Here is a 17,632-nt window from a genome sequence, read left to right as displayed (position 1 = left end):
ATATGTTATGGTAAAAAAGAGTGCACTAGGTAGAGGTTTAGGTGCTTTAATTGATGATAGAGATGATGTTCAAACACGTCCATCACGTCAGGAGCATGAACTTAGCAACGAAATTGAATTATCGAAAATTGAGGTGAATCCATTTCAGCCTCGAACTCAATTTGATGAGGATGCTTTAAATGAATTGGCCAAATCGATAAAAGAAATTGGTATTGTTCAGCCTATCACTGTTCGTAAACTCAATAGCAATTCATTTCAGCTTATTGCAGGTGAACGTCGTTTTAGAGCATCGAAAATTGCTGGCTTAACTAAAATTCCAGCTTACGTTCGTCTTGCCGAAGATGATAAGATGCTTGAGATGGCTTTGGTTGAAAATATTCAGCGTGAAGATCTTGATTCCATTGAAGTAGCCATTTCGTATCAGCGTTTGATCGACGAATGCGATTTGACTCAAGAGAGTTTGAGTGATCGAGTTGGAAAAAAGCGTTCAACCATTTCAAACTACCTACGTCTGCTTAAACTTCCTGCTGAAATTCAGAAAGGGATTCGCGAAAAGCTGATTCTAATGGGACATGCACGTGCTCTTGTAAATGTTGAAAGTATGGAATCTCAATTGTCGATTTTTAAGATGGCTGTGGATCAGGAACTTTCAGTAAGAAAAATTGAGGAATTGGTTCGTGAAGCCAATAATGGCAGCCCGGTAAAAGAGAAGGCTCGTCCAACTCGTTTGGCTGAAGAATACGAAAGCCTTAAGGAACATTTATCGAAGCATTTTGATTCTAAAATTGATCTGAAACGCAACGATAAAGGAAAAGGAAAGATTATTATTCCTTTTAAATCTGATGATGATTTGGAGCGTATATTAGGCGTTCTCGACCAGATGAAATCATAACTAGAACTCAAAAAAATACGATTTTGAATAAGTTAAAAACACTTCTTTTATTTGTAGTAGTGTGCTTTGTTGTGCTAATTTCCGGACAAAATGTGCAAGCACAAAAAATAGAATCAGATTCTGTTTATACACCTATAAAAGTTAAGGAACATTCGCCCCATAAAGCGACAATCTATTCGGCTATTTTTCCTGGTTTAGGCCAAATTTATAATCGAAAATATTGGAAGCTACCTATTCTTTATGGTGGAATTGGTGTGACTCTTTATGCCATTGGTTGGAATACCACACAGTATAATAATTATAAGGACGGCTATATCGATTTAACAAAGTATCTCGAATATAAAAATCAGCCTGTAGATGGAACAATTGAAGAACCCAGTTCCAAACGGTATGAAAAATTAATCGGAGATTTTGATTTTGAGAATTCTACTGCCAGCGAAGATAATTGGTATAAGACAAGACTTAAAAATGGGAAAGACAAATACAAGCACGATAGAGATTTAAGTTATATTATTCTGGTTGGTGTTTATGTGTTGAATATTATCGATGCGACTGTTGATGCTCATTTTACGAATTTTAATATCAATGATGATTTGAGTATGACTGTTCAACCCAAAATGAACTATTCACCTGTTTCAGGGAGTACTCTCGGTCTTTCTTGTCGCATTAATTTTTAATTTCGTTTGAAGAAATTGATTCAGAAGTGAATTATTATAGCCGTTTGCGAGAAGGTGGCTGAAAATTTAAAATAGTTGGAGTTTATACACTTTTTAGAATGAATGGAGCAATAAAAATTGCTCGAGTGCGTATAATCAAGAGTGGAGAGTGCGTGAAGCACTATTTTTAATTTGAATTCTATTTTTTTGAAATAGAGAAGAAGAAAAAGACAAATATGAAATTTAAATATTCCCTTTATTCATTGGCTTTGATTGCAAGCATGGCTTGTTCTACGAGTAAAACTGTTGTAGACAACTCGTCTGCAGATAAAGAAATTCCAGAAGTTTTTGCTCAGGAAAGTGAAGTTGAAAATCCGGTTATTGAAGAGGAGGATATGACGCCTGCCGTTGAAAAAGATTCTTTGGCTTTTCTGAAGATTAATCCGGTGGATGTTCGCTGGGATCTCAATGATAGTATTCAACCTGAGTTTAAAAGTAATTTGGATAAACTGGTTAATTCCTGGTATGCGGAAAATACATTTAAAACAAAAGAATATGAGGCGCCTGACACGCCTTATGTGAGAGAAAAAATTGCTGATTCGGTTTATATCAAACGATTAGAATCGATCCCGTCTATGTTCGATTTATCGTACAATAAAATTGTGAGAAATTATATCGAACTCTATACTCAGCGAAGAAGAAAACAGGTTGAGCTCATGATGGGAATGTCTGAGTATTATTTCCCAATTTTCGAAGAAATTCTTGATAAAGAGGGTTTACCTCTTGAATTGAAATACCTTCCAATTATTGAATCGGCGTTAAATCCTAAAGCTCTGTCTCGTGCAGGTGCGTGTGGTTTATGGCAATTTATGTATTCAACCGGTCGAATGTATAAGTTGGAAGTGAATTCTTTTGTTGATGAACGTCGCGATCCTGTAAAATCGAGTTATGCTGCGGCTAAGTTTCTTAAGGACCTGTATAAGATGTATGGCAATTGGCCTTTGGTGATTGCAGCCTATAATTGTGGTCCCGGAAACGTGAACAAAGCTATTCGTCGTAGTGGAGGGAAGAAGAACTATTGGGATATTTATTACCGATTACCTAAGGAAACAAGAGGTTATGTTCCTGCATTTATTGCGGCACTTTACTCTTTCAATTTTCATGAAGAACATGGTCTGTATCCTCGCCCCAATCAATTTCCTGATGTTTGCGATACCTTAATGATAAAGGAGCAATTGCACTTTGACCAAATCGCTCAATTTACAAAGGTTTCTAAAAGCAAATTGCGAGATTTGAATCCGCAATATCGCGCTGATATTATTCCTGCATTGAGAAAGTCTTACCCTTTGAAGGTTCCTTTCGAAGCGGCACTTGATTTTATTGATAATCAGGATTCAATCACGTCTTATAAGAAGGACTATTATTTCAACTTAAAAGATAAGGTTGTTAATCCGCGTGATAGATACCAGAAATATGCGCATGTTGTTCCTAAAGGAAAAGCGAAGATTTATTATAAGGTTAAGTCTGGTGATGCAGTTGGCCTGATTGCATCTTGGTTTCATGTTAGAACTTCCGATTTACGATATTGGAATAATATCAGAAGAAATATGATTCGTGTTGGACAGAAATTGGCAGTGTATGTACCAAAGTCTAAGGCTGAATTTTACAGGTCATTTAACTCCATGTCAAAAGCACAGAAACAAGCTACATTAGGGAAAAATTATATTGCCAAAAGCAGCTCACCAAAAACTGTTCGGAAAACCAATTCGGGTAGTGGTGATTACGTTTATTATACGGTTCGTAAGAATGATAATTTTTGGACGATTGCTAAGAAATTTCCCGGTGTATCGAATTATGATATTATGAGAATCAATAATATTAAGGATGCTCGCAGTTTAAGAGTTGGACAGAAATTAAAGATTAAACAGAGAGGTTAATCTATCAGCAATAAATAAAAAGAAAAGCCATCAGATTTTATATCTGATGGCTTTTTCTGTATAGTCGTTTTTTTTATTTTTTATCATTCATCACGTCGTTCTGAATCAGGATCGCTTCTTTGTGAATCATTCTAAGTAATTGGGTTAGGAATTTTTCTGAAAGTCCTAATGACTTTCCAAGTTCTGTTCCTTGTTCTCTTACTTTCTCCCAGCGCTTAAGTTGAAGGATGTTCAGATTTTTTTCAGATTTGTATTCTCCAATCTCACTTACAGTGTGCATTCTTTGCGCCAGCAATTCAATTAGCTGTGTATCTATCGAGTCAATCTGATTGCGATACTGCTCAAGTGGGTTATAATCTTCTCCATCTTTAATACTTAATCGGCAAATCAGACTGTTGAGAATTGTGTTTAATTCAGATGGAATGAGTTGTTGTTCCATATCACTCAGAGCTTCTTCCGGATTGCAATGACTTTCTATCATCAAACCATCCATATTCAAATCCAAAGCCTTTTGAGAGATTTGTTGAATGTATCTTCTGTCCCCTGCAATATGACTTGGGTCGCAAATCATGGGGAGGTTGTGAAATCTTGATTTTAATTCAATGGGAATTTCCCATTTAGGGATGTTTCTAAGGCTTGTTTGTTCGAAAGGATAAAATCCTCTGTGAATCGCTGCAAGTTTGCTAATTCCCGCTTTATTGATTCTCTCAAGCGCTCCAATCCAAAGGTTGATATCCGGATTAAGAGGATTCTTAATCATGACCGGCACATTCATACCTTGCAAAGCACTGGCAAGTTCCTGAATTGAAAATGGATTTGAGGTTGTTCTGGCTCCAATCCATAGAATATCGACATTGTGGCGTAGGCACATTTCCACATGCTTTGGCGAAGCAACTTCAACCGTCGTTAATAAACCTGTTTCAAGTTTTACCTGATTTAACCAATGCAGCGCATCGTCACCTCTGCCTTCAAAAGTGTTAGGACGAGTACGAGGTTTCCATATACCGGCTCTAAAAATCTTTACTTGGTCAATCTCCTTTAACTGACGAGCTGTATTTAAGACCTGTTCTTCAGATTCAGCACTGCAGGGCCCACTAATGATAATAGGTCGGCTGTCTAATTTTTTAAACCACTCATTAATGGGTTTCAAATTATTTAATTCGTTCATAGTCTTAAGTTAGGCCAAATGTATAAAGTCATCTTCGGCTGAAAGATTCGCACAAAATTACGCTTTTAATTCTTTTATGGAAATTCTAACCTCAATCAATCGATTAATGTCTTATATAACATGACGAACTTGTGGGACAGTTTGACATAGTTGATAAGATGTTTTGTTTTGGGTATTTAGACTGTTATTGAAGATTGCTGATAGATTCCTTTGATGAGCTGTTTAGAAAAATCGATAAAGCTTTTTGTGTTAGAACGATAGCTTTGTCTTGGAGTAGTTTTGCTTGTTAAATAGCTGATAATTAAGAGTAAGGGATCTTTTTAGATTTAATCTTGATAATAGATGTAGAGGTTTTAATTGCTATCTTATTAGATGTAATAAAAGTCATAAAGTTCAGATAAACAGGATTGATGAAGATTTTATCGCATCATAATGTAAGTGTTTGTGTTAATAAAACACTCGTCTTTATAAATGTTAAAATATCTGAAAATATTATTTATCTTTGAATGTTCTGCAAACGGTTTCATGTTTATCGTGGCTTGGTTTTCAGGATATTAGTATTAATGTATGAAGTGTAGAAATACACCTTTTGTCAATTCGATATGGAAGATCAAAGCGTGATGTTATCATATCGTGACTGAGCAAATTCTTGAGATATGACACAAAAAACTTCCGACAAGAGTAGACGAAATTTTCTAAAAAGTTTTGGAGTTACCGTTGGCGCAGCAGGGGTTGTAAGTAGTTTTTCGCTATTAGGTGCCGCAAAAGCCGCAGCCAAAGAACCTGAAGAAATGGTTAATTTACTGACTGCAGATGGGCAATTGGTTCAGGTTGATAAAAATCAACTCCGTCCAACTGTTACTGAACCTCTTACTGAACTTCAAAAAAGAGGACGAGAAGGAATTGCAGGCAAATCATTTGTAATGGTTATTGATTTGAGTAAATGTAGAAATGCACGCAAGTGTATGGATGCTTGTCAAAATCACCACCAACTCAGAGCTGATCAGCATCATATTAATGTTTTGCAGATGCAGGATTCCGAGCACACAGCTCCTTATTTTATGCCAAAACCTTGTCAGCATTGTGATAATCCGCCTTGTACAAAAGTTTGTCCGGTGGATGCAACATTTAAGCGTCAGGATGGTATTGTATTGATTGATAATGAGCGTTGTATTGGTTGTCGTTTTTGTATCGCAGCTTGTCCATATTCTGCACGTATTTTCCAGTGGACTGAACCTAAAGATTCTGAGAAATATAAGGACTTGACTTACAATATTGAAGCCAATGTTCCACAAAAGAAGGGTACCGTAAGTAAATGTTTGTTTAGTGCAGATCGTCTTCGTGAAGATAAGTTGCCATCATGTGTTTCGTCTTGTCCAAATGGCGTTTATTATTTTGGAGATAGAAATGAAGATGCTGTTACAAACGGAACAACGGGTGTTACGGTTCGTTTTTCTAAATTGATTGAGGATAACGCCGGTTATACTCTTATGAAAGAATTAGGAACTAAACCCCGCGTGTATTATTTGCCACCGAAAGACCGAGCTTTCGAATTCAACGGTGATTTATTAAATGAAGAACATCTTCATTAATACAAGTCGGAAATAGACCATACTATTATATTTTAAGATGTAATATTCATAGAAAATCATTTTACTTATGAATGACAATACGAAACCGAAAGAAACAACACTTTCGTTTGAGAAAATAAAACAAGATGTTCTTCGTCCGATGCAAACGCATAGAGGACTGGAGTTGTGGATCGTTTTTTTAATTGCTGTTATTGCGGTTTGTGGTTGGGCGTATTACGTGCAGCTCCGCGATGGTTTAGGTGTAACCGGAATGCGGGATTACGTTTCATGGGGTTTATATATTGCGAACTTCGTGTTTTTTGTTGCCGTCAGTTTGGTTGGTATGTTAATCTCGTCAATATTAGGTTTGCTTAAGGTTGATTGGATTGCACCCATTTCCAGGATAGCAGAGATTATAGCCGTTGCTTTTGTAGCTGTGGCAGGTTTAGTTATCGTTTTAGATATGGGACGTCCTGATCGTTTACTTAATGTTTTTATTCATGGTCGTTTTCAATCTCCGATTCTGTGGGATGTAACTGTTGTTACGACATATTTAGTTATTAGTTTGCTACTGTTGATTCTGCCCATGATTCCTGATTTGGCTATTTGTAAAAAGGAAATGAAGAATACATCTCCTCTTTTAAAGAAAGTATACAGTATTCTATCGTTTGGGTATACCAATACGCCTGAACAGCACAAACACCTTCACAGAATGGTTCGCACCCTTATGGTTTTAATTGTACCCGTTGGTTTGGCCATTCATACCGTGACTTCATGGTTGTTTGCTGCGACTTTACGTAATGGTTGGGATACAACAATTTTCGGCCCCTATTTCGTCGCCGGGGCGTTTGTTGCAGGTGCAGCTGGTCTTGTAATAGCCATGTATTTTTTTAGAGTGAATTATAAATTGCAAGACTACCTTACCGATTTGCATTTTGATAAAATGGGGAAGTTGATGGTAGCTGTTTGTTTGGTTTACATCTACTTCAATATTAATGAGTTCCTTGTTCCTGGTTATAAAATGAAATCAGGTGATAACACGCATTTGACGGAATTATTTGTGGGTTCATGGGCCATTATGTTTTGGGCTTCGCAATTATTGGGGAATATTATACCGGTAATTTTAATGGTAAATAAGCGTTTTCGTAAGCCTTTGCCACTGATGATTATTTCATTATTTGTACTTGCAAGTGCATGGTTCAAGCGCTATGTGATTGTGATCCCTACTATGTTACACCCACATCTTCCAATCCAGAATGTGCCCTTTAATTTTAAGCATTACGCTCCAACTCCAATTGAAATCGCGATTACAGTTCTTAGTTTTGCTTTAGCCTTGCTGATTATGACTGTATTGGCAAAAATTTTCCCAGTTGTTCCTATTTGTGAAATTGCCGATAAAGAGGGAATCGATTATAAAATTGAAGATTAATAAATCACGAAATAATGAAGAATACATTCAATATATTAGCGACCATTATTCTTGTACTGTCCTTATCAGCTACCGTTTGTGCTGAAGGCTGGGATGTACCTGCTTCGGCAAAAAAGAAACAGAATCCATACGAGCTGACTAAGAGAAATATCAGTGCCGGGAAAAAAATATTTCAAACGACCTGTAAATCCTGTCATGGTGATCCGGGTAAGGGGAATGCATTGCCTTTGCAACCCCCTCCAACTGATTTGGGGTCTCAAAATTTTCTCGTTCAGACTGATGGTGAAATTTTTCACAAGATTAGAACCGGAAAGGGAGCTATGCCAACTTTCGATAAAACGTTGAATGATGAGAGTAAATGGATGGTTATTACTTATTTGCGTTCGTTGGATAAGACTAAAAGGGAAGCTGTTGTAGCTAAGGAGATTGTGAATCCTGAGGTTACTGATGTCAAAATTGATCTTGATATCGATCCAGAACACAAAAAATTGATTGCACAATTAACGGGTCTTAAAAAAGATGGGAAACGTGTCGGACTACAAGGAATCGAATTGAGTTTTCTTGTAAAAAGAGCTTTTGGTCAATTAGATATTTCAGGTGAGGAGGCTTATACGGATGAAAAAGGACAATTAATTGTTCAATTTCCTACAGACTTACCAGGAGATAGAGAAGGTCAGGCAAATTTACTCGTGAAAATTACGGATGAAGAGAATTATGGACCAATTGAGGAGAAACGTGTTGTCTCAATAGCTGTTCCTACAAATCCTAAAAATATTCTTAGTGAAAGAGCAATGTGGGGAACCCGTGCCAATGCGCCTATTTGGATTATGGCCACTTATATTCTGGGAGTTATTGGAATTTGGGGTGTTATCTTCCTTGTACTTTTTCAGGTTTTCCAGTTGTCTAAAATGCGTGTAAAATCAAAATAAGATTTATTACTCTTTATCGGTCTTGTTTTTCCTGGGGCCAAAGCCCAGTTTGTAGAGTAAAAAACCGATTCCGAATAAAAAATGAGCAAGCGTAATGCCCGCAATAATATAAATTAGAGTTGAATCTGAGAACATTGTTTGATATTAAGACTTATAAGTCTGCAATATGACGAAAATAGCTGAAGATACAAAAAATCAAGCCTGCATTCACTGTGGTGATGATTGTGGTAAACATCCTGTCATTTGGGATGGAAAGCCCTTTTGTTGTTCAGGTTGTTCTACTGTTTTTCAACTGTTGAACGAGAATGAGCTGTGTTCGTATTATTCTATAGAATCGACTCCGGGTATTAAAATCGAAGATGGAAAATTCAAAGCAAAGTTTGCTTTTCTTGATGAAGAAGAGATTGCCAATCAGTTGTATGAATTTTCTGAAGATTCGATACGTAAGGTGAGTTTGTATACTCCAGGTATTCATTGCAGTTCCTGTATTTGGTTGCTTGAGCATCTTCATGTACTGAATAAGGCTGTGTTGAAATCAACTGTTAACTTTGTCAAAAAGGAAGTTGCTGTTACTTTTGATTCCAGCGAATTAAGCCTTCGTCAGTTAGCTGAACTTTTGGCATCTATTCATTACATTCCAGAGATTACATTGGATAACCTACAGGAAAAAAAGAATCAGGATGCCAATAAAAAACTCCTCTATAAAATTGGTGTAGCGGGTTTCGGTTTTGGGAATATTATGCTTTTGAGCCTTCCTGAATATGTACCTGGATCGGAATATCTAGAGACGCATTTCAAATCTTTTTTTGGAATGATGAATTTTCTACTCGTTTTACCCGTCTTATTTTATAGTGGAAGTGATTATATCATTTCTGCGTATAAAGGGTTAAAGCACAAGTTTATCAATATCGATGTGCCCATTTCTTTGGGGATTATCACTCTTTTTATTCAATCTTGTTTTGAAATTTTCACTCGTACTGGCTCCGGTTATATGGATTCTCTGACGGGCTTAATCTTCTTTTTACTGATTGGTAAGTGGTATCAAAGCAAAAGTTATCAGGCTTTGTCATTCGAACGTGATTATCGCTCCTATTTTCCCGTTGCTGTTAGTAAAATTGTAGATGGCAATGAGGAAAGCACTCAAATCAATAAACTGAAAAAGGGAGATCTAATTCTGATTCGAAATCAGGAATTGATACCTGCTGACGCCATTCTGACCAAAGGGGATGCTTTAATTGATTATAGCTTTGTGACAGGTGAATCCCGATCTGTTTCAAAAAAGATTGGTGATCATTTGTTTGCAGGCGGTAAACAAGTTGGTGGCGCTATTGAGATGTGCATCGAAAAGGAGGTGGTTCAATCCCGTCTTACACAACTTTGGAATCAATCAGAAGAGAAAGAAATCTATTTCTCAAAGCTGAATTCCTTAATAGATCAAATTAGTAAATATTTTACTCTGACCATAATTGCTATTGGTGCTTTAGCCGGTTTATATTGGTTATTAAATGATCCATCAAAAGCGCCATTTGCATTTACTTCAGTTTTAATTGTGGCTTGTCCATGTGCCTTAGCGCTTTCTTCTCCATTTGCATTGGGGAATACAATGCGTATGCTGGGTCGTTTAGGAATTTATCTGAAGGGGGCTGATATTGTTGAGGCTTTGAGTGGGGTGGATACCATCGTTTTTGATAAAACCGGAACGATTACTCAGGCTGATGCCGTGAATGTTAAGTTTGAAGGAGACGCTTTATCGGTTCAGGATTATAATGCAGTGAAGTCATTGTCTCGTCATTCTTCACACGTTTTGAGTACAATCCTGTACGAGCATTTAAAAGCTTACTCATCTGAAAAAGTCATTGATTTTAAAGAGTCTGTTTCTCTTGGATTATTAGGGATTGTAGAAGGTCGTCAAGTTAAAATTGGCTCAGCCAGCTTTGTGTTTGATTCAAAAGTCGAAAAAGAATCCGGCTCAACGGAAGTGTATGTTTCTATTGATGGTCAGGTGAAGGGGCGCTTTGTTTTAAGCAATCAATATCGTGTTGGTCTGAAGGAGATGATAACATCTTTGTCTTCTGATTACGAACTTCATGTTCTCTCCGGTGATAACGATGCTGAGAAGATAAATCTGCAGCATATTTTTCCTGAAAATTCGAATTTGTTATTCAATCAGTCTCCCCAAAATAAATTGGAATACATACAAGCACTTAAAAGTAAAAATAAGAGGATATTAATGATTGGTGATGGCTTAAATGACGCTGGTGCATTAAAGGTGAGTGATGTTGGGATATCCATTGCTGATGATATTTATCATTTCTCCCCAGCTTGTGATGCCATACTTAAGGCTTCGAAATTTCAGGAATTGAAGCGATTCCTGAAAATATCGAAACAAAGTTTGCTGGTTGTTAAACTGAGCTTTTTACTATCCTTTTCCTATAACATATTTGGATTATTCTTTGCCGTTCAGGGGCTTTTGTCTCCAATAGTAGCGGCATTGTTGATGCCAATTAGTTCCATATCGGTTGTGGCTTTTGCAAGTTTAACAACCAGTTATTTAGCCAGAAATAAGACTGAAAATCTGATTACAGATGAGAAGAATGTTTTAAGCAAGCTTAAAACAATAAGAAAAGAACGTGACAATTTAGTTGAGACTGTTTAATTATATAGAGTTAAAAAATAAAAATTTGAGTGTAATATTTGTTTTAATAGCGGTGAGTATGGTTGTTGCAGGAGGCTTCCTGATAGGCTTTTTGTGGGCAGTAAAGAAGGGACAATATGATGATCACTATTCGCCTTCGGTTCGGATATTATTCGATGATGAAGAACTTAAAGATCAAGAAAAAATAAAAACCAAAAATACAGAAGAGACTGAAACAGAATCAAAATCTTCAGAAGACTAAAATAGAATTCATTCGTAAATTTATTAAGCTATAACATACATGGAAACACAACATTTTTCGTACGATAACAAAATCGTCAAATATTTTGCTTACGCCACAATATTGTGGGGTGTGGTCGGGATGTTGGTCGGTCTTTTGGCTGCTTTACAATTAGCGTTCCCCATTTTCAACTTCAAGTTGGCTTACACAACTTTTGGGCGAATCAGACCCATTCATACCAATGCAGTGATTTTTGCCTTTGTAGGTAATGGAATATTTGCTGCAGTTTATTATTCGCTTCAGCGTCTGTTAAAGGCTCGTATGTTTAGCGATAAGTTGAGTTGGGTCCATTTCTGGGGCTGGCAGGCCATTATCGTATCAGCTGCTATAACTTTTGTACTTGGTATCACAACCAGTAAAGAATATGCCGAATTGGAGTGGCCTATCGATATTGCGATTACAATTATTTGGGTTGTTTTTGGCTGGAATATGTTCGGAACCATTCTGCGACGCAGAGCCGATCATCTTTATGTTTCCATATGGTTTTATATTGCAACCTTCGTAACTGTTGCTGTACTTCACATTGGTAACTCTATTGAGATTCCATATAGCTGGTTGCATTCTTATCCGGTTTATGCTGGAGTTCAGGATGCCTTGGTTCAGTGGTGGTACGGTCATAATGCTGTTGCGTTTTTCCTAACAACACCCTATTTGGGATTGATGTATTACTTTTTGCCTAAGGCGGCTAATCGTCCGGTTTATTCGTATCGATTATCTATTATTCACTTTTGGGCATTGGTTTTCTTATATATCTGGGCTGGCCCTCACCACTTGCTTTATACGGCTCTTCCTGATTGGGCACAGTCGTTGGGTGTTGTCTTTTCTGTCATGCTGATTGCACCATCGTGGGGTGGTATGTTTAACGGATTATTGACATTGAGAGGAGCCTGGGATAAGGTTCGCGATAATGCCACTTTAAAATTTATGGTTGTTGCGGTAACCGCTTATGGTATGTCTACATTCGAAGGCCCAATGATGTCTTTGAAATGGGTGAATTCATTAACCCACTATACGGATTGGAATATTGCTCATGTTCATATTGGAGCTCTAGGATGGAATGGTTTCTTAACCTTTGGTATGTTGTATTACCTTTTCCCAAAAATGTGGAAAACCAAGTTGTATTCTGAGAAATTAGCAAATGCTCACTTTTGGATTGGAACTTTAGGAATTATTTTCTACGCTTTGCCTTTGTACTGGGGCGCTATCGTTCAAACTCTGATGTGGAAAGAATTTACACCGGATGGTTTGCTAGCTTATCCAAACTTTCTAGAAACGATTACCCAGATATTACCCATGTATCACGTTAGAATTCTGGGAGGACTTCTTTATTTCGCAGGTTTATTCCTGATGGTTTATAATCTATTGAAAACTGCGGCATCGGGTAAATGTGCTGATAACGAAGAGGCTTCAGCACCAGCTCTTGTGACTTCTTCAAAACGTGCTCGAGGCGAAGGATTGCATCGTTGGTTGGAGCGTCGACCTGTTCAATTTATGGTTTTGGCTACTGTAGCTATACTTATTGGGGGTGCTTTTGAGATTATCCCAACCTATTTGGTGAAATCGAATATCCCAACTATCGAAAGTGTGAAACCTTACACACCTCTTGAATTGGAAGGGCGTGATATTTATATCCGTGAGGGATGTAATACCTGTCATACGCAAATGATTCGTCCATTTAGATCGGAAACCGAACGATATGGAGAATATTCGAAAGCTGGTGAATTGGTTTACAATCATCCACACCTTTGGGGATCGAAACGTACGGGACCGGATTTGGCTCGTGAAGGTGTTCCTGGTGGAAAAATGTATAAGACGAATGTATGGCATTATAATCATTTGCTCGATCCGCAAAAGATGAATGCCCAATCGATTATGCCAGCCTATCCTTGGTTGATTAAGGATGATTTGGATACTTCGAATACGTCGGCTAAAATTCGTGCGATGATTAAGTTGGGAGTGCCATATGATAAGGCGCCTTATCCTGCCAATTATGATGTTGTTGCTCATGAAGATATGAAAAAGCAGGCCGAAGAGATTGCAGCTGACCTGAAGAAAAATGGCGTTGAAGTTGCAAGTGAGAAAGAAATTATTGCTGTGATTGCATACCTACAGCGTTTGGGTCGTGATATTTCAGTGAAAAAATAAAATCAAGCAAATAAGGAAAAAAGGGGAAAGTCGATACATATTACTTTACCCTTTATCCTTTAAATTTTATAGTTATGAAACTAGTCAGCCATTATTTACAAAGCATTTCAGATGTTGGTCTTTATCCCAGCATCTCGCTAATTATTTTCTTTACCTTTTTCATAGGAATGATTTGGTGGACTTTCAAAAAGAGTAATAAAAACTTTTTCAATGATATGAAAAGTTATGCTCTTGATGATGACGGAATCAATTCTTCGGATCAGTCAGGTACCAATATCTGATGAATTGTTGCTTTGTAATTCAATATCTAAAACGATTTAAGACATTATAAAAATCTTCTGTAATGGAAAAAAATGATAAATTTCTTGAAGAAAATGAACACTTGATGAGTGATCATGATTACGATGGCATTCGTGAACTAAATAATCCGATGCCAACCTGGTGGCGTTATTTGTTTTATGTAACCATCATATTTGCTTTCGTTTATATGTTCCGCTATCATGTTTTTGGAGATGATCTTCAAATTGCTGAATATAATAAAGAGATGGCTTTAGCTGAAGCAAATAAACCCAAACCAACATTTGATGAAAATTCCTTGGTGTTGATGACGGATGCAAAGAATATTACCGCTGGTAAAGCGATATATGATAAAAACTGTGTTGCTTGTCATGCTACCCTGGGAGAGGGAAATGCTATTGGACCAAACTTAACAGACGATTACTGGTTGAATGGTGGTAGCCTTGAAGATATCTATAAGATAATTAAAGAAGGGAAACCTTTAAAGGGGATGTTAGCCTGGCAGAATCAATTGTCTCCTGAGCAGATGTTGCAGGTGTCAAGTTATGTGATGAGTTTGCATGGCACCAATCCTCCCAATGCAAAAGCAGCTCAAGGTGAATTGTACAAACAAGAAAAATAAAAGATAAAAAAAGCGAAATGCCCAACTTGAATTCGGATAATACGTATCGAGACCAACTCGCAACATTAAATAAGAAAGGGAAAAGACAATGGGTGTATGCCAAACAGCCAAAGGGGAAGTTATATAATTATCGAAATTTAGTTAGTTACTTCTTATTGACTATTCTTTTTGTAACTCCGTTTATTAAGCTGAATGGGGATCCTTTGATTTTGCTTAATGTCATTGAGAGAAAGTTTATACTTTTGGGGGTTCATTTTTGGCCCCAGGATTTCCATATCTTTCTTTTTTCGATGATTACTCTTTTTGTTTTCATTGTTCTCTTTACGGTTAGTTATGGTCGAATTTGGTGTGGTTGGGCATGTCCTCAAACGGTATTTCTGGAATTTATTTTTCGTCGAATAGAGTATTTGATCGAAGGAACGCCTCAGCAACAACGTAAGTTGAATGCTCAGTCAATGAATCCTGAGAAATTCATAAAGAAAACAAGTAAGCATACTTTGTTTTACCTGATTTGTCTGGCCATTTCGAGTACCTTTTTATCATATATACGAGGTGTTGATTTTGTAATTGATTTATGGCACACACCATCAAGTAATTCTATTCTATTTATTGCCTTATTGTTTTTTTCTACAGTGATGTATCTCGTTTTCTCAAGACTGAGAGAACAAGTTTGTGCAATGATTTGCCCTTACGGCCGTTTGCAAGGTGTCTTACTGGACTCAAATACCATTGTGGTAGCCTATGATTACAAACGAGGTGAGGAGAGAGCTCCACTGGAGGCTGGAGAGGATAGAGAAGCTGAGAACAAGGGCGATTGTATCGACTGTTATGATTGTGTTGATGTGTGTCCAACCGGAATTGATGTTCGTGACGGGACACAGCTTGAATGTATCAATTGTACAGCCTGTATTGATGCCTGTAATTCTGTAATGGCTTGGCAAGGGAAGCCTAAGGGCTTGATTCGTTTCGATTCAGAGAAAAATATTGCGGAAGGGATTAAGAAAAAATGGCCGGCCAGAAAGATTGCTTACACCAGTGTACTTGCTGTTTTGCTTTGTGTTGTGGTGGGTTTGTTTGCTTCAAGGAGCGATCTGGAAGCGATTATCCTACGCACACCTGGTCTGATGTATCAGGAACCCTCAGAAGGAATTATTAGCAATATGTACAGTTTTAAAATTGTGAATAAAACAACTGAAGATTTACCTGTCGAGTTTAAGATTCTTGGTGGGGAAGGAGAGATTCAGATTATTGGAGAAACATTCAATGCAGCTGCAAGTTCAATACATGAAGGCACATTCTTTGCTAAGTTTCCCAAAAAATCTGTATTAACAGATAAGACACATATACAAGTTGGCGTTTATGCAAAAGATAGACTTATAGAAAAAGTAGATCTAACTTTTGTGGGGCCTAATTAGTATTCTAGAATTTACGATATGAAAAAATTAAGTTGGGGAAGTAAACTTGCTATGTTTATTTCGGTATATGTGATTGGTATTTTGTGTTTTGTTGGTTTCAGTACCACCCAGGATATCAATTTGGTTTCTAAGGATTATTATCCTCAGGAAATGAAATATCAGGCTCAGATTGATAAGATAAAAAATGCACAGGCTTTGAAAGACAAAGTTGTCATTTCTCAGAATGCGGGCATGATAAAAGTTCAGTTTCCTGAGAATATGAGAACAGATGTGATGGGTAGTGTTATCTTTTATCGGCCATCAAATTCAGATCATGATTTGCGTTCAGACATTAATTTAGATGCTTCAGGTCTTCAGGAATTTAATGCAGATAGATTGATTAAGGGGCGATACGCGGTGAAGATCGATTGGACACATCAGAATAAAGCGTATTATCAGGAAGAAGCAATTTATCTTTCAAAGTAATATTAGACTCAATGAATTATAAAATATAATAAGATGATTTATTTATCAGCACTGACTCTTGGTCTTTTGGGTAGTTTTCATTGTGTGGGGATGTGTGGTCCTATTGCTTTGGCTATACCATTGAAAACGGATTCGTGGTTCATTCGAATATTAGGCGGACTTATTTATAATCTTGGTCGGGCCGTTACCTATGCCCTTATGGGAGCTGTTTTTGGTCTGTTGGGACAGGGACTTGTGATGAGTGGTTTTCAGCAATGGGTATCCATTATTATGGGAGCTATCATGATTGTATCTGTTTTGGCACCTAATCTGTATAAAAACAGATTCGACACTGAAAAATCCGTATTTGGATTCGTAGGCAAAGTTAAAGTTGGTTTAAGAAAATTATTCACACAAAGCAGTCATTTTTCTTTGTTTCTGATTGGTTTGTTGAATGGTCTGCTGCCTTGTGGTTTGGTTTATTTTGCAATTGCGGGTGCCATTGCTACAGGTTCATTTTATAGTGGGAGTTTATTTATGTTTGTTTTTGGCTTGGGTACCATTCCTATGTTATTAGCTGTATCATTAATTGGCAATTTGATTACTGTGGAGCTTCGTAAAAAGCTGACACGTGTCATTCCATATGCCATTGTATTTATAGGTATTCTATTTATCCTTCGAGGACTGAGCTTGGGGATTCCTTATTTAAGTCCACCGGAGAAAGCCATGACAATTCCTGTTGAACAAGCGGAAGAGACTGTGCCATCCTGTTGTCATTAGTCTAAAGTTGAGATAAATAAAAAATGAGTCAAAATGGAGAATCCGTTTTGACTCATTTTTTTTATTTGATTTTGTTAAAGATTACTCTTAATTTAAAGAAATGAATTAACCCAAATAAACCTAAATATTATGAACTTTCTAGATGCCGTCCTTAGCCTGTTTCGTTCTGATACTGAAAATTTTTATTATGTGAAAATTGAACGTAATGAGAAGTGTTATTGTAATAGTGGAAAAAAATACAAAAGCTGTCATTTCCCGAAACACTACAAATCGAGTAAACGGGCAGTGCGTAAAATAAGTGAAATTACAGGAGAAGAAACATTTCAGATTCTATCGGTTAAACAAATACGCAAAAATCATGAATTGTTTAAACCAAGTGTGATTCAGACCTGATCGCGATTTTTATAGTTA

The 17,632-nt window shown here is 37.0% G+C and carries 16 protein-coding genes; 15 read left to right on the top strand and 1 reads right to left on the bottom strand.

The genetic code is table 11. The annotated features are described in order from the left end of the window. The first annotated feature begins 7 nt into the window (after positions 1–7). The 3 genes from EV201_RS08595 (at position 8) to EV201_RS08585 (ending at position 3,485) form a co-directional block, all read left to right on the top strand. Positions 8–892 carry a ParB/RepB/Spo0J family partition protein gene (locus EV201_RS08595; RefSeq protein WP_130307179.1) on the top strand — a complete coding sequence of 295 codons (885 nt, stop codon included), beginning with the start codon at positions 8–10 and terminating at the stop codon, positions 890–892. 23 nt (positions 893–915) lie between these two features. Further along, complete coding sequence (locus EV201_RS08590) at positions 916–1,569, top strand: DUF5683 domain-containing protein (RefSeq protein ID WP_130307178.1); 654 nt, start codon at positions 916–918, stop codon at positions 1,567–1,569. A gap of 215 nt (positions 1,570–1,784) precedes the next feature. Continuing rightward, positions 1,785–3,485 carry a lytic transglycosylase domain-containing protein gene (locus EV201_RS08585; RefSeq protein ID WP_207224419.1) on the top strand — a complete coding sequence of 567 codons (1,701 nt, stop codon included), beginning with the start codon at positions 1,785–1,787 and terminating at the stop codon, positions 3,483–3,485. Positions 3,486–3,558: 73 nt separating this feature from the next. Here EV201_RS08585 and EV201_RS08580 read toward each other — a convergent pair whose 3' ends face one another. After that, positions 3,559–4,653: a chorismate mutase gene (locus EV201_RS08580; protein ID WP_130307177.1), complete on the bottom strand. Its 1,095-nt coding sequence runs from the start codon at positions 4,651–4,653 to the stop codon at positions 3,559–3,561. Positions 4,654–5,309: 656 nt separating this feature from the next. Between EV201_RS08580 and EV201_RS08575 the strand changes: the two genes are divergently transcribed. The 12 genes from EV201_RS08575 (at position 5,310) to EV201_RS08520 (ending at position 17,614) form a co-directional block, all read left to right on the top strand. Next, positions 5,310–6,245, top strand: a complete 936-nt coding sequence (locus tag EV201_RS08575) for a 4Fe-4S dicluster domain-containing protein (RefSeq protein ID WP_130307176.1) — start codon at positions 5,310–5,312, stop codon at positions 6,243–6,245. Positions 6,246–6,312: 67 nt separating this feature from the next. Further along, positions 6,313–7,653 carry an NrfD/PsrC family molybdoenzyme membrane anchor subunit gene (gene nrfD, locus EV201_RS08570; protein ID WP_130307175.1) on the top strand — a complete coding sequence of 447 codons (1,341 nt, stop codon included), beginning with the start codon at positions 6,313–6,315 and terminating at the stop codon, positions 7,651–7,653. Between the two features lie 14 nt (positions 7,654–7,667). Then, positions 7,668–8,582, top strand: a complete 915-nt coding sequence (locus tag EV201_RS08565; RefSeq protein ID WP_130307174.1) for a cytochrome c — start codon at positions 7,668–7,670, stop codon at positions 8,580–8,582. Positions 8,583–8,748: 166 nt separating this feature from the next. Beyond that, on the top strand, positions 8,749–11,238 hold the full coding sequence (locus EV201_RS08560) for a heavy metal translocating P-type ATPase (protein WP_130307173.1): 2,490 nt from the start codon (positions 8,749–8,751) through the stop codon (positions 11,236–11,238). 25 nt (positions 11,239–11,263) lie between these two features. Continuing rightward, positions 11,264–11,479 (top strand): cbb3-type cytochrome oxidase assembly protein CcoS, encoded by a 216-nt coding sequence (ccoS, locus tag EV201_RS08555; protein WP_130307172.1) that lies wholly within the window; start codon positions 11,264–11,266, stop codon positions 11,477–11,479. A gap of 39 nt (positions 11,480–11,518) precedes the next feature. After that, positions 11,519–13,663, top strand: a complete 2,145-nt coding sequence (gene ccoN, locus EV201_RS08550) for a cytochrome-c oxidase, cbb3-type subunit I (protein WP_130307171.1) — start codon at positions 11,519–11,521, stop codon at positions 13,661–13,663. Between the two features lie 74 nt (positions 13,664–13,737). Next, positions 13,738–13,944, top strand: coding sequence for a cbb3-type cytochrome oxidase subunit 3 (locus tag EV201_RS08545; protein ID WP_130307170.1), 207 nt, complete (start codon positions 13,738–13,740; stop codon positions 13,942–13,944). Between the two features lie 62 nt (positions 13,945–14,006). Further along, on the top strand, positions 14,007–14,582 hold the full coding sequence (locus EV201_RS08540) for a cbb3-type cytochrome c oxidase N-terminal domain-containing protein (protein ID WP_130307169.1): 576 nt from the start codon (positions 14,007–14,009) through the stop codon (positions 14,580–14,582). 17 nt (positions 14,583–14,599) lie between these two features. Continuing rightward, positions 14,600–15,997: a cytochrome c oxidase accessory protein CcoG gene (ccoG, locus tag EV201_RS08535; RefSeq protein WP_130307168.1), complete on the top strand. Its 1,398-nt coding sequence runs from the start codon at positions 14,600–14,602 to the stop codon at positions 15,995–15,997. Positions 15,998–16,015: 18 nt separating this feature from the next. After that, positions 16,016–16,462, top strand: coding sequence for a FixH family protein (locus tag EV201_RS08530; RefSeq protein ID WP_130307167.1), 447 nt, complete (start codon positions 16,016–16,018; stop codon positions 16,460–16,462). A 33-nt stretch (positions 16,463–16,495) separates the two neighbouring features. Continuing rightward, complete coding sequence (locus tag EV201_RS08525) at positions 16,496–17,221, top strand: sulfite exporter TauE/SafE family protein (RefSeq protein WP_130307166.1); 726 nt, start codon at positions 16,496–16,498, stop codon at positions 17,219–17,221. Between the two features lie 129 nt (positions 17,222–17,350). Next, positions 17,351–17,614, top strand: a complete 264-nt coding sequence (locus EV201_RS08520) for an SEC-C metal-binding domain-containing protein (protein WP_130307165.1) — start codon at positions 17,351–17,353, stop codon at positions 17,612–17,614. The last annotated feature ends 18 nt before the right edge of the window (positions 17,615–17,632 follow it).

It is taken from the genome of Ancylomarina subtilis, assembly GCF_004217115.1.
Classification (GTDB): Bacteria; Bacteroidota; Bacteroidia; order Bacteroidales; family Marinifilaceae; genus Ancylomarina; species Ancylomarina subtilis.
This window is presented reverse-complemented; position numbering and strand designations above follow the sequence as displayed.